Annotated in this window: 22 protein-coding genes; 14 read left to right on the plus strand and 8 right to left on the minus strand. The window is 38.7% G+C overall.

The window, feature by feature from the left end; translation table 11 throughout:
• The first annotated feature begins 38 nt into the window (after positions 1-38).
• From NMG86_RS00100 to NMG86_RS00110, 3 genes are all read left to right on the plus strand, one after another.
• Positions 39-1,004: a heme o synthase gene (locus NMG86_RS00100; protein ID WP_026795368.1), complete on the plus strand. Its 966-nt coding sequence runs from the start codon at positions 39-41 to the stop codon at positions 1,002-1,004.
• 413 nt (positions 1,005-1,417) lie between these two features.
• The gene (locus NMG86_RS00105) at positions 1,418-2,275 is read left to right on the plus strand and encodes a M48 family metalloprotease (RefSeq protein WP_026796735.1); all 858 of its coding nucleotides are present in this window, start codon (positions 1,418-1,420) and stop codon (positions 2,273-2,275) included.
• 4 nt (positions 2,276-2,279) lie between these two features.
• Entirely contained in the window at positions 2,280-2,825 is a 546-nt protein-coding gene (locus NMG86_RS00110) for a DUF456 domain-containing protein (protein WP_026796736.1), read from the plus strand.
• Between the two features lie 74 nt (positions 2,826-2,899).
• Here NMG86_RS00110 and NMG86_RS00115 read toward each other — a convergent pair whose 3' ends face one another.
• Positions 2,900-3,787, minus strand: a complete 888-nt coding sequence (locus NMG86_RS00115) for an LmeA family phospholipid-binding protein (protein WP_052331089.1) — start codon at positions 3,785-3,787, stop codon at positions 2,900-2,902.
• Between the two features lie 18 nt (positions 3,788-3,805).
• Between NMG86_RS00115 and NMG86_RS00120 the strand changes: the two genes are divergently transcribed.
• From NMG86_RS00120 to NMG86_RS00135, 4 genes are all read left to right on the plus strand, one after another.
• Complete coding sequence (locus NMG86_RS00120; protein WP_026796737.1) at positions 3,806-4,600, plus strand: pseudouridine synthase; 795 nt, start codon at positions 3,806-3,808, stop codon at positions 4,598-4,600.
• Positions 4,601-4,606: 6 nt separating this feature from the next.
• On the plus strand, positions 4,607-5,521 hold the full coding sequence (locus NMG86_RS00125) for a RodZ domain-containing protein (RefSeq protein WP_026795370.1): 915 nt from the start codon (positions 4,607-4,609) through the stop codon (positions 5,519-5,521).
• 212 nt (positions 5,522-5,733) lie between these two features.
• Positions 5,734-5,943, plus strand: a complete 210-nt coding sequence (locus tag NMG86_RS00130; RefSeq protein WP_026788150.1) for an AbrB/MazE/SpoVT family DNA-binding domain-containing protein — start codon at positions 5,734-5,736, stop codon at positions 5,941-5,943.
• Positions 5,940-6,395 carry a type II toxin-antitoxin system VapC family toxin gene (locus NMG86_RS00135; protein ID WP_087882239.1) on the plus strand — a complete coding sequence of 152 codons (456 nt, stop codon included), beginning with the start codon at positions 5,940-5,942 and terminating at the stop codon, positions 6,393-6,395. Before NMG86_RS00130 ends, NMG86_RS00135 begins: the two co-directional genes overlap by 4 nt.
• A 593-nt stretch (positions 6,396-6,988) precedes the next feature.
• On the opposite strand, the gene malQ is transcribed toward NMG86_RS00135, so the two are convergent.
• On the minus strand, positions 6,989-8,485 hold the full coding sequence (gene malQ, locus NMG86_RS00140) for a 4-alpha-glucanotransferase (protein ID WP_026796738.1): 1,497 nt from the start codon (positions 8,483-8,485) through the stop codon (positions 6,989-6,991).
• 363 nt (positions 8,486-8,848) lie between these two features.
• Between malQ and NMG86_RS00145 the strand changes: the two genes are divergently transcribed.
• Positions 8,849-9,484: a TMEM165/GDT1 family protein gene (locus NMG86_RS00145; RefSeq protein WP_026788153.1), complete on the plus strand. Its 636-nt coding sequence runs from the start codon at positions 8,849-8,851 to the stop codon at positions 9,482-9,484.
• Positions 9,485-9,551: 67 nt separating this feature from the next.
• Here NMG86_RS00145 and NMG86_RS00150 read toward each other — a convergent pair whose 3' ends face one another.
• The 3 genes from NMG86_RS00150 to NMG86_RS00160 all read right to left on the minus strand — a co-directional run bounded on the left by NMG86_RS00150 (position 9,552) and on the right by NMG86_RS00160 (position 12,802).
• Complete coding sequence (locus tag NMG86_RS00150) at positions 9,552-10,766, minus strand: hypothetical protein (protein ID WP_026796739.1); 1,215 nt, start codon at positions 10,764-10,766, stop codon at positions 9,552-9,554.
• A gap of 133 nt (positions 10,767-10,899) precedes the next feature.
• Positions 10,900-11,820, minus strand: a complete 921-nt coding sequence (locus NMG86_RS00155; protein ID WP_043938945.1) for an alpha/beta hydrolase family protein — start codon at positions 11,818-11,820, stop codon at positions 10,900-10,902.
• Between the two features lie 58 nt (positions 11,821-11,878).
• Complete coding sequence (locus NMG86_RS00160) at positions 11,879-12,802, minus strand: restriction endonuclease (protein ID WP_043938944.1); 924 nt, start codon at positions 12,800-12,802, stop codon at positions 11,879-11,881.
• A gap of 101 nt (positions 12,803-12,903) precedes the next feature.
• Here NMG86_RS00160 and NMG86_RS00165 point away from each other — a divergent pair, with 101 nt between their 5' ends.
• The 3 genes from NMG86_RS00165 (at position 12,904) to NMG86_RS00175 (ending at position 15,790) form a co-directional block, all read left to right on the plus strand.
• A complete protein-coding gene (locus NMG86_RS00165) occupies positions 12,904-14,010 on the plus strand; it encodes an AAA family ATPase (RefSeq protein WP_026788156.1) in 1,107 nt (368 codons plus the stop codon).
• A gap of 5 nt (positions 14,011-14,015) precedes the next feature.
• Positions 14,016-14,525: a hypothetical protein gene (locus NMG86_RS00170; protein ID WP_026788157.1), complete on the plus strand. Its 510-nt coding sequence runs from the start codon at positions 14,016-14,018 to the stop codon at positions 14,523-14,525.
• 173 nt (positions 14,526-14,698) lie between these two features.
• Complete coding sequence (locus NMG86_RS00175; RefSeq protein WP_026795269.1) at positions 14,699-15,790, plus strand: ISAs1-like element ISPlr1 family transposase; 1,092 nt, start codon at positions 14,699-14,701, stop codon at positions 15,788-15,790.
• Between the two features lie 343 nt (positions 15,791-16,133).
• Here the strand turns inward: NMG86_RS00175 and gcvP are convergent, their stop codons facing one another.
• The gene (gene gcvP / locus NMG86_RS00180; RefSeq protein WP_420884295.1) at positions 16,134-19,019 is read right to left on the minus strand and encodes an aminomethyl-transferring glycine dehydrogenase; all 2,886 of its coding nucleotides are present in this window, start codon (positions 19,017-19,019) and stop codon (positions 16,134-16,136) included.
• A 258-nt stretch (positions 19,020-19,277) separates the two neighbouring features.
• Entirely contained in the window at positions 19,278-19,778 is a 501-nt protein-coding gene (locus NMG86_RS00185) for a DUF29 domain-containing protein (RefSeq protein ID WP_042154484.1), read from the minus strand.
• A 188-nt stretch (positions 19,779-19,966) separates the two neighbouring features.
• On the opposite strand from NMG86_RS00185, the gene NMG86_RS00190 reads away from it, so the two are divergent.
• The 3 genes from NMG86_RS00190 (at position 19,967) to NMG86_RS00200 (ending at position 22,932) form a co-directional block, all read left to right on the plus strand.
• On the plus strand, positions 19,967-20,197 hold the full coding sequence (locus NMG86_RS00190) for a type II toxin-antitoxin system Phd/YefM family antitoxin (protein WP_233423098.1): 231 nt from the start codon (positions 19,967-19,969) through the stop codon (positions 20,195-20,197).
• A 2-nt stretch (positions 20,198-20,199) separates the two neighbouring features.
• Entirely contained in the window at positions 20,200-20,586 is a 387-nt protein-coding gene (locus NMG86_RS00195; RefSeq protein ID WP_026796742.1) for a type II toxin-antitoxin system VapC family toxin, read from the plus strand.
• Between the two features lie 312 nt (positions 20,587-20,898).
• Positions 20,899-22,932, plus strand: a complete 2,034-nt coding sequence (locus NMG86_RS00200; RefSeq protein ID WP_237747570.1) for a serine/threonine-protein kinase — start codon at positions 20,899-20,901, stop codon at positions 22,930-22,932.
• A gap of 8 nt (positions 22,933-22,940) precedes the next feature.
• On the opposite strand, the gene NMG86_RS00205 is transcribed toward NMG86_RS00200, so the two are convergent.
• Positions 22,941-23,411, minus strand: coding sequence for a YHS domain-containing (seleno)protein (locus tag NMG86_RS00205; RefSeq protein ID WP_043939470.1), 471 nt, complete (start codon positions 23,409-23,411; stop codon positions 22,941-22,943).
• Between the last annotated feature and the right edge of the window lie 158 nt (positions 23,412-23,569).

Below are 23,569 nucleotides of genomic sequence, written 5' to 3' on the forward strand. Positions count from 1 at the left end.
CCGTCAGAAAATCAACAAATTCTATAGGTCATAAATTCATGCAAGAAGTGATTCAAACCCAGGTATCCCGACACCACGAGAATATTTTACAAGTGCTGCAAAGTTATTATCAACTGACCAAGCCTAGAATTATTCTGTTGTTATTAATTACAACCTCCGCCGGAATGTGGTTAGCCTCAAAAGGAGAAGTTGATCCCCTATTGTTATTGGTAACATTAACTGGGGGTGCTTTAGCGTCGGGTTCTGCTAACACCATCAACTGTTTGTATGACCGAGATATTGACTATATTATGGAACGGACTCGCTGGCGGCCGATTCCTTCAGGTCGAGTTAAACCCATTGATGCTCTAATTTTTGCGATCGCTCTTGCTATTACTTCTTTTACCTTACTGACGGTTTTTGCTAACTTATTAACAGCTTGTCTCGCCCTATCGGGAATTGTTTTTTATGTCCTGATCTATACCCATTGGTTAAAGCGTCATAGTGTCCAAAATATCGTAATTGGGGGAGCCGCTGGAGCGATTCCTCCTTTAGTCGGATGGGCGGCAGTTACCGGGGATTTAAGTTGGGCAGCGTGGCTATTATTTGCGATCATTTTCCTCTGGACACCGCCTCATTTTTGGGCTTTAGCCATGATGATCCGAGATGAATATAAGGAAGTTGGGGTTCCGATGTTACCTGTGATTGAAGGGGATGAAGTTACAGCTAAACAAATTTGGATTTATAGCTTAATTATGGTTCCCTCAACGTTATTGTTAGTTTATCCCTTACATACCAGTGGTTTTGTTTACGGGGCGATCGCTCTGATATTAGGGGTGATTTTCCTACAAAAAGCTTGGCAATTATTACAATCTCCCTCAGAAAGAGATGTAGCGCGATCGCTGTTTAAATATTCCATTTTCTATTTAATGCTATTGTGTTTGGCAATGGTTGTAGATAGTTTACCCGTTACTAACTCTATGGTGATGGCATTGAGTGAATCTTTGCCCATGGGATTGCTATAAACCCAATATTTTTAGGGTGGGTGACATCATCAAAGATAACTTAAATTCTGATCTCACCCACCCACTCTGACACTGCTTCGCAAAAGTATAGCAGTCGCCAGACCTATTAGGACAAAGAGTGATGCAGCAAAGCTAGACGGTGAAGTCTTTTCCTCCGAGATCCGGCGTTCCCTCCCCCCCTAGCCCCCCGTGCACGGGGGGTTTGGGGGGGTTTGGGGGGCTGTTCCGGTGTTCCCTGCTATATCAATAAAACCCACACCCATTCTAAACTATAAATTAAAAAGTAGTATCTGTCTTTTGATATAAATTAATCAAAAAAATATGAGTTTTTTATCTAAAATTTAAAATAATTTTACTAAAATCAGGTTTAAAAAAAAATTGTTATTATCAAGGGCAAGTCTTGAGATATTTTTATGAAAAAATTTTTACTGCGTATGTTTATTGGGCTTCTATTTGCCCTATTTGGATTAATCAGTTACTACACCAATGTTGAAAAAAATCCGATCACAGGAGAAGTACAGCACGTTAGTCTTTCTCCCCGTCAAGAAATTGTTTTAGGACTCAAATCCAGAGGACAACTAGCGGAACAGTATGGGGGTTTATATCCCGATTCCACATTACAAAATTATGTCGATGAAGTGGGATTGCGGGTTGTGCAGAAATCGGCGGCGGCTCAATCTTCCTATCCTTTTGATTTTCACCTATTGCATGATCCCAAAATCGTTAACGCCTTTGCATTACCCGGAGGACAAGTATTTGTGACTATGGCTCTATTTAATCGTCTCAACTCCGAAGCTCAACTGGCGGGGGTTTTAGGACATGAAGTCGGTCATGTGATTGGCCGCCATGGTTCAGAACATCTGGCTAGACAACAGTTAGGGGCGGCTTTAGTCAATGCGGTGGGAATTACGGCCAGTGATGACCCTCGGAATGCCCAACAAGCGGCGATTGTGGCTCAAGCGGTGAATCAATTAGTTAACCTTAAGTATAGTCGTGCAGATGAATTAGAAAGCGATCGCTTGGGGTTTGAATTCATGACGAAAGCTGGTTACAGCCCCAAAGGTTTAGTAGAACTAATGCAGATTTTAGGGTCTGCTAATTCGGGGGGGTCTCCACCAGAATTTTTGAGTACCCATCCTAACCCCGGTAATCGGGTAGAACTCCTACAGGCTATAATTACTAAAACTTATCCTCAAGGGATTCCCCGGAATTTAGAAGAAGGACAAGAGCGCTTTGCTCAAGCGGTTCTCACTAACCACTCACAAAATTAACCCCATGAACTATTGGATTTTATATTGGATTTTGATTGTTTTTATGATGGTCGGGATTATTGGAATTGTTGTTCCTTTATTACCTGGAACCAGTTTAATTTTAGGCGCTATTTTAGTTTGGGGAATTGCTACAAAATTCACGGGAATTGTGGGGCCGATGATTGTGGTAATTTCGATTTTAATTTTAAGTATGGTGATTGTCTATTTAGCGACAATTTTGGGATTACAACAGTTTGGGGCGAGTAAATGGGCGCAGTTCGGAGCAATTATTGGATTGGTTGTGGGATTATTCGGACTTTTACCCGCTTTACCCTTTGGAGGGCCGTTATTAGGGGTTTTAATTGGGCCGATTTTGGGTGCTTTTATTGGGGAATTACTCTATCAACGGGATGTTAAATTAATCGAACGAATCAAGCCAGCTTTTAAGGCTAGTATTGGTGTTTTTATCGGTTCAGTTTTAGGCAATGTGATTGAATTGGTCTTAGGAATTGTTGCCGTTGGTATTTTTGTTATTAAGACTTGGCCGTTGGTTTCCACATTGCAACCTTAAAGAATTACGAATCGGTAATAGGTAATACTGATAACTCTTAAACTGATGACTGATGACTGATAACTGATAACTGATTAGGGATTGATTTTGAGTGTGGCTTGAATTTCAAGTAATCCAGGGGATAAAATTAAGTCTTGAATTTTGATATCTGAACCTAGATCAATGATATAATTATCTAGGTGCAGTTCAGTATCAATGTCATAAATTTGGACTTGGGGCTGAACCAACATCAGTTCACGGAAATTAGCAATTTCCAATCCGGTTTTTAATTGAAAAAATAATAGTTCACCTGAGTCGAAAAGCAGTTGGGCGTTTAAAATTAGATGACCGGTTTCTAGGGTAATTTGGGGGTTTTGAATCCGTTGAACCGATTGCACCCAAGAGTCATTTTGCTGCTTTTGGAGATCATAAGTAGACTGGGATGAAGATTGGGTCAAAGCGATCAACAGTGACAAAACAAACTCGTTTAATGCCTGGACTAACATTGGAGCTTGTAGGGATTGATTCAGATCCAATTGATGTAAGTGTAGATTTCCGGTGACAAAAAAAGGTTCTAACAGGTGTAAAGGTTGACCTTTTAAAATTTGACCCAGATTAAACCGAATATTTGACCCTTGTAATTGGACTTGAGTTAAATGTAACCCCTGATAGATGGCATTCTCCGCAGCGACAGACACCCCTGGAATATCCCCGGACAGCAGAGAACGATTACTACCTTCGATATTGAGTTGTAGGTGATCAATTTTGTCAACTTGCGATCGCAACCAAAGCCCAATTGCCTTTGATAATATACTTCCAATTAAGGGTTTGGCCCCAGTCTGAATCAATGCCATAGCTACTCCAGAATCACCCATCCCCACATTATTCCACACCAAACTCAGATTGATAGTAGGATTAATTGCGGATTGCTGTAATATTTGTACATAGTCTCCCTTGGTTTGAATAGATCTACCATTAGTCAAGGACAGTTACCGATCAGCATGGATGAAAGGCTACAAAAAATTATGGCTCAATGGGGTATTGCCTCCCGCCGTCACGCCGAAGAAATGATTCAAGCGGGACGGGTACGGGTGAATGGCAATTTAGCCCAGTTGGGACAAAAAGCCGATCCGAATTGCGATCAAATTGAGGTCGATGGGAAGTCAATTAAACCCAACTACCGACCTGAGCCAGTCTACTTATTACTCCATAAACCGATAGGAGTTGTATCGACTTGTTTAGACCCCAACGGACGACCTGCCGTTTTGGATCTACTTCCGCGTAAAATGCGAGTAGGTCAAGGCATTCATCCGGTTGGACGCTTGGATGTCGATTCTACAGGGGCATTATTACTGACCAACGATGGAGAATTAACCTTTCGTTTAACTCATCCTCGTCATTTGATTCCTAAAACTTATCAAGTCTGGGTTGCCGGAAATCCATCGGATTCAATATTACAGGCTTGGCGTCAGGGTGTGCTATTGGCAGGAAGAAAAACATTACCTGCTCAAGTTCGGTGTATTCAACAAAATTCAGATCACCAGACTTTATTGGAAGTGATTTTATATGAGGGTAGAAAGCGGCAAATTCGCCGAGTTGCCGAACAGTTAGGTTATCCAGTAATTAAATTACACCGAACTGCCATTGGCTCAATTCAACTCCAACCTCCTGAAAAATCCCCATTGCCAGAGGGTCAATATCGTTCTCTGAGTGCCTGGGAAATTGAGTTCTTACGAAATCCCATTTCATCCCCATTGGTTAGTGTGCCCGTTCACCCTGTAGACATCAAGGAGTAAATGATTATGAAAACTGATTTATTTGTCTTACCGTTTAAAATGGCTAAAAATCCTAGCCCAACCCTTAATTCCTATGATCCTGAACTGATTCAGCGATTAGTAGAAATTGGAGGACAACTCAGAGAAACTCGTCTCGGTCATTCCCTCTCTTTAGATATGGTAGCGGCTTACACTCGAATCCGTTCCCATTTATTACAATCTTTAGAAGAAGCTAGGACAGAACAACTCCCAGAACCAGTTTATACTCAAGGGTTAATCCGTACCTATGCTGATGCTTTGGGTTTAAATGGAGTAGAACTGGCTAACTTTTTCCTCCCCGAACCTCAGAAAGTGGGGATGAAATCAAAACTTAATTTCTTGACCCTTCCACAATTAAGACCCACCCATCTTTACTTAACTTATATCCTATTAATTATTTGTGCGATTAATGGGGTTTCTTATCTGAATAAAACCGCTAATTTTGCGAGTGTATCGGGTGAACCCGTTGCCACAACCAACCCACCAGAGGTTAATCCTCAACTTCGTCAGGCGGTCGTTCAGCCAAAAAAACCATCCACTTCCGCTAGTCAATTCGTTTCTTCTCCCCCATCTTCAACGACCCAAAAGGTAACAACAACCGTTGAGAAAGTATCTGAAACGGAGTCCTCCGCCCAATCAAAAACCGAAAAGACAGTAGAAGTGGGGATAGTGGCGAAAGATCCCTCCTGGGTAGTTATTGAAGTGGATGGTAAAACCGCATTTGAAGGTACCTTAGAAGGGGGAACACAACGCAGTTGGAAAGCGAAAGATAAGGTTGTTGTGTTTACTGGAAATGCTGGAGGAGTTCTCGTAACCGTTAATAACGGAGAAGCCAAAAGTCTTGGGGAACCCGGTCAGGTTCAAGAAGTGGTTTTCAAAGCTGAAGATTTATCGAAATTATAATTTGACCTCTCCCCCTCGTAAAATGAGGGGGATTCTATTGATTAGACATTTCCGAATTGGGATTTGTTAGGAATCCTAACACCCCTGAATCAATAAAAACAATCATGTTTCGCTATGTTCTAAATCACAAAAAAGTGATCGCACTATGGTGTGTTAGCTTTATACTCTGTGATTATATGACTAAAACTACTACTCATATCTAGGGATAAATAATGCTAGAAGTTACCTTGTCACAACATTATCAGATTTCTATCCCACAGGAAATTAGAGATTTGTTAAATTTACAAGTGGGGCAAAAGTTTTCGGTTGTTTTAAAAAATGATTCAATTACACTTGTCCCTAAATCTTCTATCCAATCATTCCGAGGTATCTTAAAGGGAGCTAATACTCACAATGTACGCGATCGCAGTGAAAGAGTATGAAGTTTCTTGTTGATACTTGTGGATGGTTAGAATGGTTGACTGATGGTGTATTAGCTGATGAGTTTGCTCCTTATTTAAACGATTCCGATAATTTGATTATTCCTACTTCCATACAATATGAATTGCATAAATGGATATGCCGCGAACGCGATGTGGTGTTGGCTATGGAAATCATTGAACTCACTCAGCAATCTACTGTAATTCCGTTGACTCAATCTCTGGCGTTACTTGCTTCGGAATTATCACAAAAGCATAAATTGAGTTTTGCGGATTCAATTATCTATGCAACAGCCCAGCAAGAAAGTGTCAAGCTTATTACATCAGATAATCATAAGAAAAAGATGGGAGAGTGGAAACTCAGTGTCTTCAGACCTGAGAGGAAACGCGACACAGGGGAATTTATTCCCATTGAAATATCAAAAAATGTGCTAGAATCAAAAACACATGAGTAAGAACAATAAATATCTGCGTGTTGAAGTATCCTAGTATCGGAGAAATCCCGGCTCCCCTGAAACAACGGTTAGATTTAATTTTAACGGCAGTATGACAAGCAAGGAGCAAGTAAAGGCAGGATATGGAGCGTACCGCAATTTGGCTTAGTGATATCTTCTGAAAGTGTTTTGATTCAAAAGTAAAAGTATCGGGAAGATCGGGTTTTTCGTCCGATCAACTCAGTAGACGATATGCGGCAATCGTAGCGAGAATTAGATTAAACTAATCCTGTCCGCAGAATCGAGCGTGTCTTCAGACCTGAGAGTGTCAATTTGAAGGGTTGCCTGATGTAATTTATTTCTCTAAAAAGTCTTAAACCTACACTTGAGACCTGAAAATATTCCCTAATCTCCCACTTCTTCCACCACCCCTTTGATATAGCGCTACGCTTTAGGGAACAGGGAACAGGCCGCGTCGTGAGCTTGTCGAACGAGAACAGGGAACAGTAAGGAGTGAAAGGGTTTCAGGATTCAGAAATGTCCTAACTGTAATGCGTAGCGCTATAACACTAATTGTTGATGAAAATCAAACCCCCCTGCAAGGTTTAACGAGGTTAACGACCGTAGGTTTCGGTCATAAATTTGAGGCGTTCTCCGATTTCTTCGGTTAATACTCCCGGTTGAAAACGCCAAGCCCAGTTACCTTCGGCTTCTCCCGGCATATTCATTTTTGCTTCACTCCCTAAACCCAAAATATCCTGGAGGGGGAAAATCGCTTGATTTGCCACACAGGACATGGCTAACCGAATTAAATCCCAGTGAATGCCATAACCGGAGGTGCAACCTAAATAGCGGGTGACTCGGGCTTGTTCCTGTAAACTACGACGGTTAAACCAACCCACCGTTGTATCGTTGTCATGGGTTCCGGTATAAACCACCCAATTTGCTGAACCGTAATTATAGGGTAAATAGGGATTACCGGAACCGGAATCAAAGGCAAAATGTAGAATTTTCATCCCGGGTAAACCATATTTATCCCGCAATTCTTCCACTTCTTGGGTGATAACTCCCAAGTCTTCGGCGATAATTGGTAATTCGCCTAATTTCTCATTTAATAAACTAAAAAAGGCATTTCCCGGTGCGTCTACCCATTGACCATTCATAGCGGTTGTTTCCCCTTGAGGAACGGCCCAAAATGATTCTAAACCCCGAAAATGATCAATTCTAACTAAATCTAAATAGCCTAATAAAGATTCAATTCGTTGCAGCCACCAATAGAATCCGTCCTGTTGCAAACGTTCCCAATTATAAACTGGATTTCCCCACAATTGCCCGGTGGCACTAAAATAATCCGGTGGAACTCCAGCCATTAATGCGGCTTCTCCGGTTTCTTCATCTAAACAAAAGATTTCAGGATGTGACCAAACATCGGCACTATCATGGGCAACATAAATCGCTAAATCTCCAAAAATTTGGATGCCTTGTTCATTGGCATAATGTTTGAGTTTTGACCATTGTTTGAAGAATTGAAATTGGAGAAATTTATGATAATAGATAGGTTTGGCTAACTTTTCTCCCCATTTATGTAAGGATTCCTGTTTTCGCAGGGCAATTCCTGTTTCCCATTCATTCCAGCTTTCTCCATTAAATGCCTCTTTAAGTGACATAAAAATGGCGTAATCATCTAACCAATAGTTACTGCGGGAACAAAAACGATTAAATTCTTCTTCCTGTTCTTCTGTGGCATTGGTTTTAAAGGTAATACAAGCTTGATGAAATAGTTTTTCTTTAAAGGCTTTAACCGCGTCAAAATTAACAATATGATCGGGAAAATGCGGCGGATTTGCTAAGTCTTCATCGGTTAATAATTCATCCTCTTTTAAGAGTTCTAAACTAATTAATAAGGGATTTCCCGCAAAAGCAGAATAGGATAAATAAGGAGAATTGCCAAATCCAGTCGGGCCAAGGGGTAAGACTTGCCAAAGTTTTTGGGCACTTTGTTTTAAAAAGTTAACGAACTGATAGGCAACCGGGCCAATATCTCCAACGCCAAAGGGACTGGGTAAGGATGTGGGATGCAGTAGGATACCGCTAGAACGGGGAAATGACATAAGGATTAACGATAGAGGTTATACAAATTTGCCAGGGATCAAGTCAAGTTGCAATTGAACATCACATCAACAGATTAGATCCATCTTCTTGATCTTACGACTAAGGGGAAGTCCTTTTTTATAAATTTTTTCAGGGAGCAGTGCAATAAGGATCATGTTCAGAGGGTCTTTATTCTCTTTCAGTAGAGGAGGCTTGAAGATTAAATCATGAATTTATTATGAAATTATTATGATTCATTTATGAATAAAACTAGCAATTTTAGCGGATAAAAATACTTGAATATAGAAAGATTTTATGGTAAATTCAAAATAATAAAGTCCGGTTCCATCATTTCTTTGATCCGATTAAGTTCTATTAAAATTATGCTCACTGCTTTTACGGCTGCACTCTTACTGATTACTATTTCGGAACTTGGGGATAAAACATTTTTTATTGCGGTTATTTTATCATCAAAATATAACAGAAAAGTTGTATTTGCTGGAGTAGTCGCTGCCTTGGCAACGATGACAGTTATTTCCGTGGCGGTGGGACAGATATTTTCCTTTTTACCTCAGATTTATATTCATTATGCCGAGATTATTTTGTTTGCTCTGTTTGGGGTAAAACTCTTGTATGATGCTAGTAAAATGCCCAAGGAATTGGGTACAAATGACGAACAGGTAGAAGCGGTAGAAGCGGTAGAAAAAGCAGATAGTAAGTTTGCTAAAGGCAAAACTAAATGGAAAATTTTATTAGAATCTTTTATATTAACTTTTGTGGCAGAATGGGGCGATCGCACTCAAATTGCGACGATTGCCTTAGCGACCTTTCATAACCCGATAGGGGTGATTATGGGGGGAATTGTCGGCCATACTATTTGTGCGGCTATTGCGGTCTTAGGAGGGAAATTAATAGCCGGAAGATTATCGGAACGGACGATTACTATTATTGGGGGTTGTTTGTTTTTGGTGTTTAGTGCGATCGCATTATTCAGAGGGGTTGAAAGTTCCGTTGCTTAAGATTAACTTTCTAAAGCATTAAGAGCTTTAATTGTGGGTTCAAATAAATCGCTTACAATTAGATAAATTAACGGTTAATCATCAAACCCTTGATTAACTCTAGTTTTTTGATTAACCCTTCCTGATCTATCCAACCCACATAGCCACCGAATTGAAGTTGATCATCACTATCTAATACATAAACATGATGCACGTTAATAGCATTAACAAATAAATAAATTTTCCCACTTTTATCAGGAAATTTTAAATAAAGATCTGCCTTTGAAATATTATAGTTATTATAATTGCGTTGAATTCCCATCACTTGAGATATAGGTGTCATCCCCTTAACTTGAGATAAATGGTGAATTACGGTTTTTAAGAAATTTTGAAAAATCACTTTTTGTTGATTCAAAATATTATTAGTAATTAATCGAGCAGTTTGAGAACAATTCCAATAATTACTATGGGCATCACTAGAACCTAAAACCATTGCTAAGTCAGGTTGGCCTAAACTTCTAGCTGTTTTTTCAGCCAAGTTAACATCCTCTAATAAATACTCATCTGTAAATTTCAGACAACTATTTTCAGCTAGATGTAAACTTGCTTTTAAAGGATAGGCAATTAAGTCCGAAGCATGAATTAAATTGAGCCATCTTAAAGGCTGTTCAGAAGAATAGGAATGAGCAAATTGATTGACTTTTTCGGGACGCACATCTAACATCATGTTAATCAATAAAATGGGCGAACCCATAAGGGTGATACTCTTCAAATTAACCTGATTTTTAAGTTTCACATCTGTCTGATTTTCCAATTCTCGAATCATAGCTCGAATAGATAAAGCGGGATCTTTCGCTGAAAATCGATCTGAAAATAAAATATCCCATAGAATCACAGTTCCTAACGAATGGGCAACAATATGAAGTTCAGAATCATTCGGGTTTTCCTTAATAAAATTATAGAGTTGTTGAGCGATTGTTTTGCGAATTTCTCGACCCTTATCAGGATTCATATAGGTAAAGAAATCTCCAAGAAATTGAGAAAATAAGCCTTCTCTAAAGGTTCGATATCGAAAAATCTCTTCACTAGCAATTTTAGGATATTTCTTTTTAACGGCTGCTAAATCCTCATCAATACCATTCCATATTTTTCCCATATCTGTTAAAGCAGAACCCCAAAAACTAGCATAAAAATGAGGATTCTTTTCTTCCCGGTGACTAAATTCTGTTTTGATCAGTTGTTGTAAATTTGATGAGTAGCAAGCATCTCTGGTGGCGACACCATGAATAAAAAATACAAGCATAATCGAGAATAGGTAAAGTGTTTTAGGGTTGAGTTAGTATTTAATTATAGTATAGCAATTATAAATGATTAAACCAATCATGATCAATTTCAACCACTTCAATCATTTTTGTTTTGAGATTTAATATTTTTTTTTAGACTAAACCATTATTGTCAAGTTGATTCAAAATATTATTAGTAATTAATCTAGCAGTGTGAGGACAATTCCAATAACTATTATGGGCATCACTAGAACTCACAGCCATTGCTAAGTCATTTTGACCTAAACTTCTAGCTATTTTTTCAACCCAGTTAACATCCTCTAATAAATACTCATCTTCAAATTTTAGATAACTATTTTCAGCCAGATGTAAATTCGCTTTTAAAGGATAAGCCATTAAGTCGGAACCATGAATTAAATTAAGCCATCTTAAAGGCTGTTCAGAAGAATAGGAATGAGCAAATTGCTCGACTTTTTCGGGACGCACATCTAACATCATGTTAATCAATAAAATGGGCGAACCCATAAGGGTGATACTCTTCAAATTAACCTGATTTTTAAGTTTTACATCTGTCTGATTTTCCAATTCTCGAATCATAGCTCGAATCGATAAAGCGGGGTCTTTCGCTGAAAATCGATCTGAAAATAAAATATCCCATAAAATCACAGTTCCTAACGAATGGGCAACAATATGAAGTTCAGAATTATTAGGGTTTTCCTCGATAAAATCATAGAGTTGTTCAGCGATGGTTTTGCGAATTTTTCGACCCTTATCAGGATTCATATAGGTAAAGAAATCCCCCATAAATTGAGAAAAGAAACCTTCTCTAAACGATCGATATTTCAAAAACTCTTCACTATCACTTTTAGAATATTTCTTTTTAGCGTGTGCTAAATCTTCATCAATCCCATTCCATATTTTCCCCATATCTGTTAAGGCAGAACCCCAAAAACTAGCATAAAAATGAGGATTTTTTTCTCCCCGTTGACTAAATTCTGTTTTGATAATTTGTTGTAAATTTGATGAGTAGCAAGCATCTCTTGTGGCGACACCATGAATAAAAAATACAAGCATAATCGAGAATAGGTAAAGTGTTTTAGGGTTGAGTTAGTATTTAATTATAGTATAGCAATTATAAATGATTAAACCAATTTTGATCAATTTCAACCACCTCAATCATTTTTGTTTCGACTCCTAAATTCAAATCTTTGAGAATTTGACAAAGTTGTTCCCCATCAATTAAATCTAATACAGGCGCACCGTCACGGGTGGCTTCTTGTTTGGCTGAACTGGTAAAAGTTCCTGTGGTTAAAAATAAACCTTTATCGGTTCTTCCTACCATAGCACCTCGGAAATCTCGAATTTCAGAAGGGCCAACGGAACCCGTATAACGTTTACATTGAAAGAATACTTGAAAACTCAATAAGGCAATTTTTAAGACTCCAATTCCATCAATTCCCCCATCTCCTTTTCTTCCGGTTACTTCAACTTTAATAAAGCCAGATTCTCTTAAAATTCGTTGACATAATCTTTCAAAACTATCGGGAGGAATTTGTTGTAAAATTTTCAAGAGTTTTTCTGTCCAAATATCTGAGTCAATAGGAATTTGATCGTTAATTTTTATAAACTCATGCTCTGACGTATTATTCGTAAAATCAATATTAGAGGGAGTAATTTTTATTTCTTGATCATTTTTATTTCCTGAAATTAATTGAGATTTCTGTTGTGTTGATTTCTGAACAACTTTATTAATTTCTGTAATATCAATTGCTTCGAGGTTACGTCCTTTTTCGGTTAAAGACCAGACCCCTCGACGTACATTTTCTAATGCGCCATAAATTCTTAAGTTAGTTCTAGCCCAAGCTAAACGATAAGCTATTTCGGTATTCGGCCCTTGTTTATGTAGTATATTTTGTTGAACATCTGAAAAATTTCCAAGTTCGCAGACTTTATCATAAATTTCCTGAACAGTTCCAGAACCACCTAAAGTTTTTAGAGCTTTTATGAGTGGTTCTATCAAATCACTAAGGCTTGGAATAATAGGGGATTGATTCATGGTTTGAGAAGTTGCGATCGCATCAACCTACTATGATACACTATAAGTTAGAGACATCTATCCTGAATTAGAAAAATAATTAAACTATAAAAACATTCCTAATGCTGAAGCAAATTAACTTAAAAAACTGGAAAAGTTTTAAAGAAGCAACCTTATATATAGATCCAATTACTATTTTAATTGGAACTAATTCTAGTGGCAAATCTAATATTATTGATGCTTTGGATTTTTTAAGTCGTATTCCCGAAGCAAAATCCTTAGAATCTGCTTTAATTGGTGATAGTCATACCCCAGGAATTCGAGGAGGGTTAGAATGGGTAGTTAGAAAACCTGAAACTCAGTTTACCTTAGAAGCAGTTATTAGTGGAGAATATAAACAGGAAGATGAGAAAGTTGAATTTGATTGTCTTTATAGTATTACAAGTGAAATAGAACCTAAAATACAATTAATTAATGAATTTATAAAATTAATTAAATCCAATGATAATAATGGAATTAATAACTCATCAGAAAATACGGTTTTAGAAGTTCTCAAAAAAATATTTATTATTAACCCAATTCCTCAGAATATGAGAGACTATTCTCCCCTATCAAAAATTTTAGAACAAGATGGCTCAAATATTGCTGGAGTTTTAGCCGCCCTTCCTGAACCAGAAAAAGAAAAAATAGAACAAACTTTACTCAATTATTTATCCCAACTTCCTGAAGGAGATTTACAACGAGTTTGGGCGGAACCTGTGGGAAGATTAGGCAGTGATGCCATGTTATATTGTGAAGAAAAATGGGGTGAAAATCAAGAACCTTTATTAGTGGATGCGAGAGGAATGTCCGATGGAACATTAAGATTTTTAGCGATTTTAACGGCTTTATTAACTCGTCCCGAAGGTAGTTTAATTGTGATTGAAGAAGTTGATAATGGTTTACATCCTTCTCGGGCTGGTTTGCTGTTGAAAATGTTAAAGGAAATAGGAAAAAAACGGAATATCGATATTTTAGTCACAACTCATAACCCGGCTTTAATGGATGAATTAACCCCTGATTTTATTCCTTTTGTTATGGTTGCTTATCGAGATCAAGATACCGGAGAAAGCCAGTTAATTCCCCTAGATGAAATTGAAAATTTACCTAAATTAATGGCTTCGGGATCTTTAGGAAAAATCACTCAACAGGGATTATTAGAAAAAAGTTTAGCTAAACATAACGAATAGAATTTATGATAAAAGTATTGATTTTTGATACTTCTATCCTTTGTGTTTGGTTAGGAGTTCCAGGTAAAGAAACCTGTGGTTCAAAAGAAAATTTTTGGAATAAAGCCAAAGTTGAGAAAATTTTACAACGAGAAGAAAAATTAAAAACAACGTTTGTTTTACCCTTAGCTTCTATTATTGAAACGGGAAATCATATCGCTCAATCTTCTAATCTACGATATGAAACTGCTCTAAAATTAGCAGAATTAATGAAATTAACGGCTGATAATCAAACCCCTTGGGCTGCATTTACCCAACAGTCAGAGTTATGGAATTCTGAACAAATTAAACAACTGGCGGATGAATTTCCTCAGTTAGCCACGCAAAAATTATCCCTCGGAGATGCAAGTATTAAGCGAGTTGCAGATTATTATGCAAAGTCGGGTTATGAAGTCGAAATTCTGACGGGAGATGGAGGATTAAAGTCTTATGAACCTGCAAAACCTCCCTTAATTCCTCGGCGCAAACAAAAGTAAATTTAAGCATCCCCCGTCATAAGTACCTGAACAAAATTAATTACACATCCTCTACCCTGTTCCCTCCCCCCCTAGCCCCAGGGCTGTTTCAAAGTCAGGTGAAAAAGAGTAAAGAAAGAGCGATCGCCACCTGATAAAATGGAGAGCGATCACCATTTTTTTCTAAAATAAAGATGCTAACAAGTTTAATAGAAAATTTAAAAGAAGTCAAGGATTTCCGAAAAAATCAGGGAAAAAGGTATAGTTTATGGGAAGTGCTATTAGTAGTAGTTTTAGGGGTGATGTCAGGGCATCAAGGATATCGAGAGATGGAATATTTTGTCAAAGCCAACGAAGTTATCCTGAAAAGAACATTCAATATCTATAGCCAAGGAATGCCATCTTATTCAACAATAAGGAGGGTGATGAGAGGAGTAGACGAGAAGGATTTAAGCAAAATAGTAAAAGAATGGTCAAGAGAGAATTCTCCTAAATTAAAGGGAATAGAGGGATTAGCAATAGATGGAAAAAGTTTAAGAAGTACGGTAAAAGACCCAGGCAATCAGCAGCAAAACATGGTAATAATGGTATCTCTATTTAGTCAAGAAACCGGATTAGTATTAGCGACGGAAAAGTTCGAGAGTAAAACCGGTTCAGAACAAGCTGTAGCCCAAGGGATAATAGAAGAATGTGGTCTAAAAGGAAAGTTAATAACTGCGGATGCGTTACATTGTAATGTCACCACAGTCCGAAAGATTATCGAGAGTGAAAACGATTATTTAATCGCGGTTAAAAAGAATCAAATCAAACTGTATAATCAAATTGAAAAAATTACAAAAACGACGAAAGCTGAAAGTATAGATACTCAAAAAGAGAGGGGTCATGGACGAGAAATAACTCGTCGGGTATCAGTGTTTAAAAATTCGATAAAAATTGAAAGCCCTTGGGAACATATTCAAAGTATAATTCAGGTAGAAAGGTGGGGATACAGAGGAAAAAAGCCTTATAGAGAAACGGTTTATTATATAAGTAGTATCTGGGAAAAGGCGGATTTTTTTTCCAAAAAAATTAAAGGGCATTGGGGGATTGAGAATCAAGTTCATTGGGTAAAAGATGTGTTATTTAAAGAGGATAGTATGAAAATTCATCAAGTACAAGCCGCGACTAATTGGGCACTGCTCAACACCCTAGGATTGAATATTTTCAGAGGTTTAGGATTTTTGTCAATAACAGAGGGAAGAAGGTGGTTAGGAAATCATTGGGAGAAATTAGTGGCTATCTCTTAATCCGAAGGTTAAAAATGAAAAAATAGAGCAATTAATTTAGGAAAAATAGATAAAAATCGGGAATGTAAGTCTTACTCCATAGGGAATAAGAATATTTATGCTGCTTAGATAATACCTCCTATAATTAATATTAATATAGCAATTATATGAAATATTAATTATTCGGAAAATAGCTATCATGTTTGAGAATTATGACCCAAAAGTAGGCTATAATTTTCAAACATGAAACAGCCCTGCCCCTAGCCCCCCGTGCACGGGGGGTTTGGGGGGGCTGTTCCCTCTCTCAACTAGGTAATTTATTTTGTGCAACTACTTATCAAAGATTAACGGGGGATGATTTCAATTACTCATAAGCATCCATTGGTAAGCAGGAACAGATAAAATTGCGATCGCCAAAAGCATTATCAATTCGTCCCACAGACGGCCAGAATTTATGTTCTTTTGTCCAGGGGGCGGGATAGGCCGCTTGTTCACGGGAATAGGGATGATTCCATTCACCACACAGTAATGAAATTGCCGTATGGGGAGCATTTTTTAACATATTATTAGTGGCATCCATCGCCCCCGATTCTATCTCGGAAATCTCCTGATAAATGGCAATCATCGCATCACAAAACCGATCTAATTCGGCTTTAGATTCGCTTTCAGTCGGTTCCACCATCATAGTTCCCGCTACTGGCCAGGATACCGTGGGCGCATGGAATCCATAGTCCATTAATCGTTTAGCAATATCATCAACTTCAATACCCGCAGATTTCTTCACGCCCCGCAAATCTAAAATACATTCATGGGCAACAAATCCCTGATTTCCCTTGTACAAAATCGGGTAATATTTATCTAAACGACTGGCAATATAATTAGCATTTAAAATTGCCAGTTTTGTCGCTTCTGTTAATCCCTTTGGCCCCATCATGGCAATATACATCCAAGAAATCACCAAGATACTCGCACTCCCCCAAGGAGCGGCGGAAACGGCCCCAGTTTGACTTCCCTGGATGTCTACGACCCCATGACCGGGGAGGAAGGGAACTAAATGGGAGGCTACCCCAATTGGCCCCATTCCTGGCCCACCGCCCCCGTGGGGAATACAGAAGGTTTTATGCAGGTTGAGGTGACAGACATCGGCGCCAAAATCCCCGGGGCGACATAACCCGACTTGGGCGTTCATATTTGCCCCATCCATATAAACCTGTCCGCCGTTGCTGTGAATGATATTACAAATATCTTCAATTCCGGTTTCAAAGACACCGTGGGTTGAAGGATATGTTATCATTAATGCTGCTAAACTTTCTTGATGTTTTTCGGCTTTTGCTTGCAAGTCATCAATATTAATATTGCCTTGATCATCACAAGCAACAGGAACTACTTTAAACCCGCACATCACAGCACTAGCCGGGTTTGTACCGTGGGCAGATTCGGGAATTAAACAGATATTGCGGTGAATTTCTCCCCGACTTTCGTGGTAGTGGCGAATTACTAATAATCCAGCATATTCTCCCTGGGAACCTGCATTTGGTTGTAAAGAAATTCCGGCAAATCCTGTTATTTCACCCAACCAGTTTTCTAATTGTTCAAACAGAATTTGATAGCCATGGGTTTGCTCTTTTGGGGCGAAAGGATGGAGTTTTCCAAATTCCGGCCAAGTTACCGGAATCATCTCCGCAGTGGCGTTAAGTTTCATTGTACAGGAACCCAAAGGAATCATGGAAGTAGTTAAGGATAAATCCTTAGTTTCTAAACGATGAATATAGCGCAGAAGTTCGGTTTCTGAATGGTAACTGTTGAAAACCGGATGGGTTAAATAGGCAGATTTTCGGGTAAATGCGGTGAGGTTTTCTGATGGGTTTAAAACATCTTCAACCGTAAAATTTAATTCAGATTCGGCAAAGATTTCCCATAAATCAATCACATCTTGAATTGTGGTGGTTTCATCTAAACTAATACCAACGATTTGATCATTAATCACTCGGAGATTAATTTCTTTGGTTTGGGATGCTAACAGAATTTCCGTTAAGGATTTTTCCCCTAATTCTACTTTAATTGTATCAAAAAAGGGTTCTGTTCCGATGGAATAGCCTAACCGTTTTAACCCTTCTGCTAAGGTTAGGGTTAACTGATGGATATTTTGGGCGATTTCTTGAAGTCCAGACGGCCCATGATATACCGCATACAAACTAGCAATTACCGCTAATAATACCTGGGCTGTACAAATATTACTGGTAGCTTTATCGCGGCGAATATGTTGCTCACGGGTTTGTAAAGCTAACCTTAACGCCGGGTTTCCTTGGGCATCTTTAGAAACACCAACCATCCGACCGGGGACGTTGCGTTTATAGGTTTCTTTGGTAGCAAAATAGGCCGCATGGGGGCCGCCATAACCCAATGGAACCCCCAACCGTTGGGTACTTCCGACGGCAATATCTGCTCCTAATTCCCCAGGAGGTGTTAATAGGGTTAAACTTAAAATATCCGCCGCCACTGTAACTAAAGCGTTATGTTTATGGGCGGTTTCTATGAAGTTACGATAGTCATAAATTGTGCCATCAGTAGTAGGATATTGTAGTAGACATCCAAAGATAGATGTGCTAAAATCAAAGGTATGATGATCTCCAATAATAATCTCAATGCCTAGGGGAATCGCACGGGTTTTAACTACGTCAATGGTTTGAGGGTGACAATCTTGGGAGACAAAAAATCCCGTAGCTTTGGTTTTAGAAACCGCATAACTTAGACTCATGGCTTCGGCGGCGGCCGTAGCTTCATCGAGTAAAGAAGCGTTAGCTATTTCTAATCCAGTTAAGTCGATAATTAGGGTTTGAAAGTTTAGTAAGGCTTCTAAACGACCTTGGGCAATTTCAGCCTGATAGGGGGTATAAGCCGTATACCAACCGGGATTTTCTAGGATATTTCTTTGAATCACTCCGGGTGTGATACAATCGGAATATCCCATGCCAATAAAAGAACGATAAACTTGATTTTGAGATGCGATCGCTTTTAATTGATTTAAAGCCGCATATTCGGTTTGAGCTTCTGGTAATTTTAAGCTATAATTGAGGCGAATAGTTGAAGGAATTGTTTGATCAATTAAAGTTTCTAAACTAGAAACCCCCAACAATTCTAACATTTGTTGAATCTCAACAGGATTGGGGCCTAGATGCCGTTTGGCAAACCCCTGGAATTGAGGAGCTTTTTCGTTACCCTTGGGGGCGGAATATGGCATGGTTTCCATCTGGGTGTTCGCTGAGGAAGTAATCTCTAACATGAAACTCCGAATGATTCAACTATTTACTTTTCCTAAAATTAGTTTAGCAAAGTTTGAAGAAAAGAGATAGGAATAGTCGATAAATTCTCTGTGTCTTTGTGTCTTCGTGGTTAAATTAATCTTGATCCTCGCTCCTACTTTTGAATCATTAATTTATAGCCTTGAGGATCAATTTAACCACCAAGACACCAAGACACAAAGGAATTGTTAATAATAACCTGCTTATTATCTATATTCTGGTTGGTGAAAGTGTTCAGAAGGTTCTCCTGGGAAAAAGTTAGTGTCTAAAACTTGGTCTAGGGTATAGGGACATTCCGTGGGAAAATCCTGATCATTCAGGGAGGTTTCGCGTACAGCTAAGTCAATGCCACTTTGATAACCTTTGTGTAATGCTTCAGGAAGATAGGGTTTTAAACTGGGATTTTCTGTTAATAAATAGCCAATCTCTCGGCGTTGTTCGCGCAGGGTCACAAACCAACTTTTAGAGCGTTTATTGGGTTGAAACTGCCACTTGAGTAAATGACCGAGTAAAATTCCTAAACGGTTTTTTAACTCCTGGCGTTGTTGCTTTCCCAAAGATTGAATCTCCTCAGCCAAATTGATAATATCAAGGTGATCTAATGCGCCTTCCCGTAACAGTTTGGCTTGTTGCTGTGTCCATCCATAAAAGTCTTGTTCATAAAGAGAGAAACCTGTTTGAAAGGATGCGCTCTGTTTTGTATCCATAATATTAATTCAGAGGATAGTAGGAATTATATTGTTTTTTAAAATAGGTGTCAAATTGTGCGATCGCAACTTCAACAAAAAAGCAAGCACATCTTTCTTCCGGCTTCGGGATATTACCAGAGAATAAAAAGTACGAGGAGAAAATATAAATTTTCTGCTATAATGGGTAAATAATGGCGTTCCACTAGATGGCTATGTCTTCCATAGAAATTACACAGGCAATTTCACAAATTTCGGAATTATTTGATTTAGCTTTAAATGGAGAAGAAATTATTATTACAGAAAATAAAAAACCTTTGTTGAAATTGGTTTTATTTCGGCAAAAACAATCTCAACGTCCGGCTTTATTTGGAACAGATAAAGGAATTATTTCTATTACTGATGATTTTGATGATCCTTTAGAAGAATTTCAAGATTAGAAATGCAAGTTTTATTAGATACTCATGCACTGATTTGGTTTTTCTCAGGGAATGAAAAACTCAATGGGACGGCGCGAAATTTAATTGAAGATATAAACAACATCAAATATATTAGTGTGGCAAGCGTTTGGGAGATGGCAATTAAGCAAAGTCAAGGAAAACTAACTTTATCGGTATCATTAGAGCACTATATAGCAGAAAAACTCCAGCTAGAAGATTTTAATTTACTACAAATTAAACTGAGTCATTTAAACTTGGTTTGTCAATTACCTTTTTATCATAAAGATCCCTTTGATCGATTGTTAATTGCACAAAGTATCGTTGAAAATATTTATATTATTAGTCAAGATTCTATATTTAATTTATACTCAATTCACAGAATAGAGTAAGTGTTTGTGCATAGTGATCGCTCCGTTTCATTCTACTCTTATTTCTAAGTAGAAGTACGGGAGATCGGATTAATTTAACCACCAGAAACCCTCAGAAACCGGGTTTCTTCAACTATCTTTTGATGATTCAACAAAGCTGATGACAGAAACCCGGTTTCTGCCTTAAAAACCTTTATAAGTGGGTTTCCTGGCGTTAGTGGGACTAGGACTATTTAGTTGACTTGTACCACACACCGACTAAAATACTACTTTAACGATTATAATTAACCTGGGATTGCTATATTTTTGACATCAACTCAAAAAATCCTGAATATGAATATCTATTGCACTCGTCCCGGTTGCCCTAACCCTCATAACCATTTCCCCGACTTCCAATATAATATAACCCCAGAAAGGCAACTGTTTTGTCGTACTTGTGGGATGCCCTTAATCTTAACTGCAAAGGGACGACATTATCAACCCTTCCAAGCCTTGGGAAAAGGAGGATTTGGAGCCACTTTTGTATCCGTTGATTTAGATTCAATTAATCAACGGTACTGTGTAGTAAAGCGATTAGAAATTCAACCGCGTTACACACCGAAAGAGGTTGAAGGTATTAAAAAAGCTTTTGAACGGGAAGCTAAAGCTTTGGCAGAATTACATGGAAATCACCTGCAAATTCCTGACCTCTACGATTATTTTATCTTAACAGCACCCCAATTTAATTCCTATATTTCACAAGATTGCAATTATTTAGTTCAACAATATATTAAAGGTCAAGATTTAAGTCAGGAATTAGAGAAACAAGGTCGTTTTTCAGAAACCCAGATTTTAGAAATCTTGGAGCAAATTTTACCGACATTAGAGTTTATTCACGATCAAAAAATGATTCACCGGGATATTAAACCGAGTAATATTATTCGCCGTCAGGATAATCAAAAGCTTTATTTAATTGATTTTGGTGCAGTTAAACAAGTCACCCGAGGAGTAATATCTCCAGAAAAATCTCTAGTGTTTGGGTGTGAGGGATATGCGCCACCAGAACAAAAACCTGGACAACAAGTTTATCCATCCAGTGATTTATACGCACTGGCGGCTTCTTGTGTTCAATTACTGACTAATCAACATCCACAAAATTTACGCGATACTTATACTCTCAAATGGAATTGGAGATCTATATCTCCTGGCGTTAATCAGGATTTAGCTAATATTTTAGATAAAATGCTCAAACCTGATCCTAGTCATCGGTTTCAGTCGGCAAGGGATGTGATAACTGCTCTAAATAATAAAAATCAGGCTCCAACACCTAATGGTTATTCTAGGAATAAGAATGCTAAGACAACAAGAATTATCAGTCAATCCCAACCTCGAACTTTATTAATTTTAGCAATTGTTTTAACAATTATTGTAATTGTAATTACTCAAATAACACCGCCACCCACAACAACATCCCCCAACCCCGCAGCCCAAATTTCCTGGCAAAACCCCACCCTGGTTTCGAGTCTCAACGGACATTCAGATGATGTCGAGTTTGTAGCCTTCAGTCCCGATGGTCGGACGTTAGCCAGTGGGAGTTCGGACACGACGATTAAATTGTGGGATGTGCAGAGCCAAGAGCAAATTGCTACTCTCACCGGACATTCAGGATCTGTCTACTCTGTAGCCTTTAGTCCCGATGGTCGGAGGTTAGCCAGTGGGGGTGAGGACAAGACGATTAAATTGTGGGATGTGCAGAGCCAACGGCAAATTGCTACTCTCACCGGACATTCAAGTTGGGTCAACTCTGTAGCCTTCAGTCCCGATGGTCGGATGTTAGCTAGTGGGAGTGTGGACGGGACGATTAAATTGTGGGATGTGCAGAGCCAACGGCAAATTGCTACTCTCACCGGACATTCAGATGTAGTCTGGTCTGTAGCCTTCAGTCCCGATGGTCGGACGTTAGCCAGTGGGGGTGGGGACAACACGATTAAATTGTGGGATGTGCAGAAGCAACAGCAAATTGCTACTCTCACCGGACATTCAGATTTTGTCGGGTCTGTAGCCTTCAGTCCCGATGGTCGGACATTAGCCAGTGGGAGTGATGACACGACGATTAAATTGTGGGATGTGCAGGGCCAAGGGCAAATTGCTACTCTCACCGGACATTCACATTTTGTCAGGTCTGTAGCCTTCAGTCCCGATGGTCGGACATTAGCCAGTGGGAGTTTGGACACGACGATTAAATTGTGGGATGTGCAGAGCCAAGGGCAAATTGCCACTCTCACCGGACATTCAGATGTAGTCTATTCTGTAGCCTTCAGTCCCGATGGTCGGACATTAGCCAGTGGGAGTTGGGACACCACGATTAAATTGTGGAAAAGACAGTAGGGGTAGATTTATTTACTTTGAATTTCCTTAATTTTCCAGGCATTCGGGTCAATGGGTGCGGTATAACCTTGACTCACCGCCCAAGCACAAAAACCTCCATATTGAGGAACGTATTTTTCAGGATTTTGAACAAATAAATCTCGATTTTCTGCCGTAGAAAATTGCCAATTAACATTCCCCCATTGATAATTAAAGTTAGGATTCCCCGGAATCGCTTGCTCTTGTTGAAAATAGGCAACAACATCAAACCCTTTCAAAGCTATGGAATTTTCGGCATAAAATACTCCCGAAATCCGATCAGATGGCGTAGAATTTGGAGTATTTTGGGGTGGGGGTGGGGTTAAATTAGAATTTGAATTAACCGCAGGTTGAGGACTGGAAATAACAGTTTCCACGTTAAGATTAGAACTACAACTAACTGTTAATCCCAGTATTAATATTGAAGATGTGATTAAAATTGTAAGAGTTGGGTAATTCATCGTTTTATTAATTAGAAATTTATTGGTGTTAACTTAAGTCATAATGCCCTGAACGCGCATTTCGGGCTGTAGAGACGTTGCATACAACATCTCTACTTTTTTAACCCTTTTTAACTGGTTTGAGCTTTTAGCCCGAAATTTATTTCCGGGCGCTGTGT

The sequence above is a fragment of the Planktothrix rubescens CCAP 1459/22 genome (genome assembly GCA_904830895.1).
Lineage (GTDB): Bacteria > Cyanobacteriota > Cyanobacteriia > Cyanobacteriales > Microcoleaceae > Planktothrix > Planktothrix agardhii.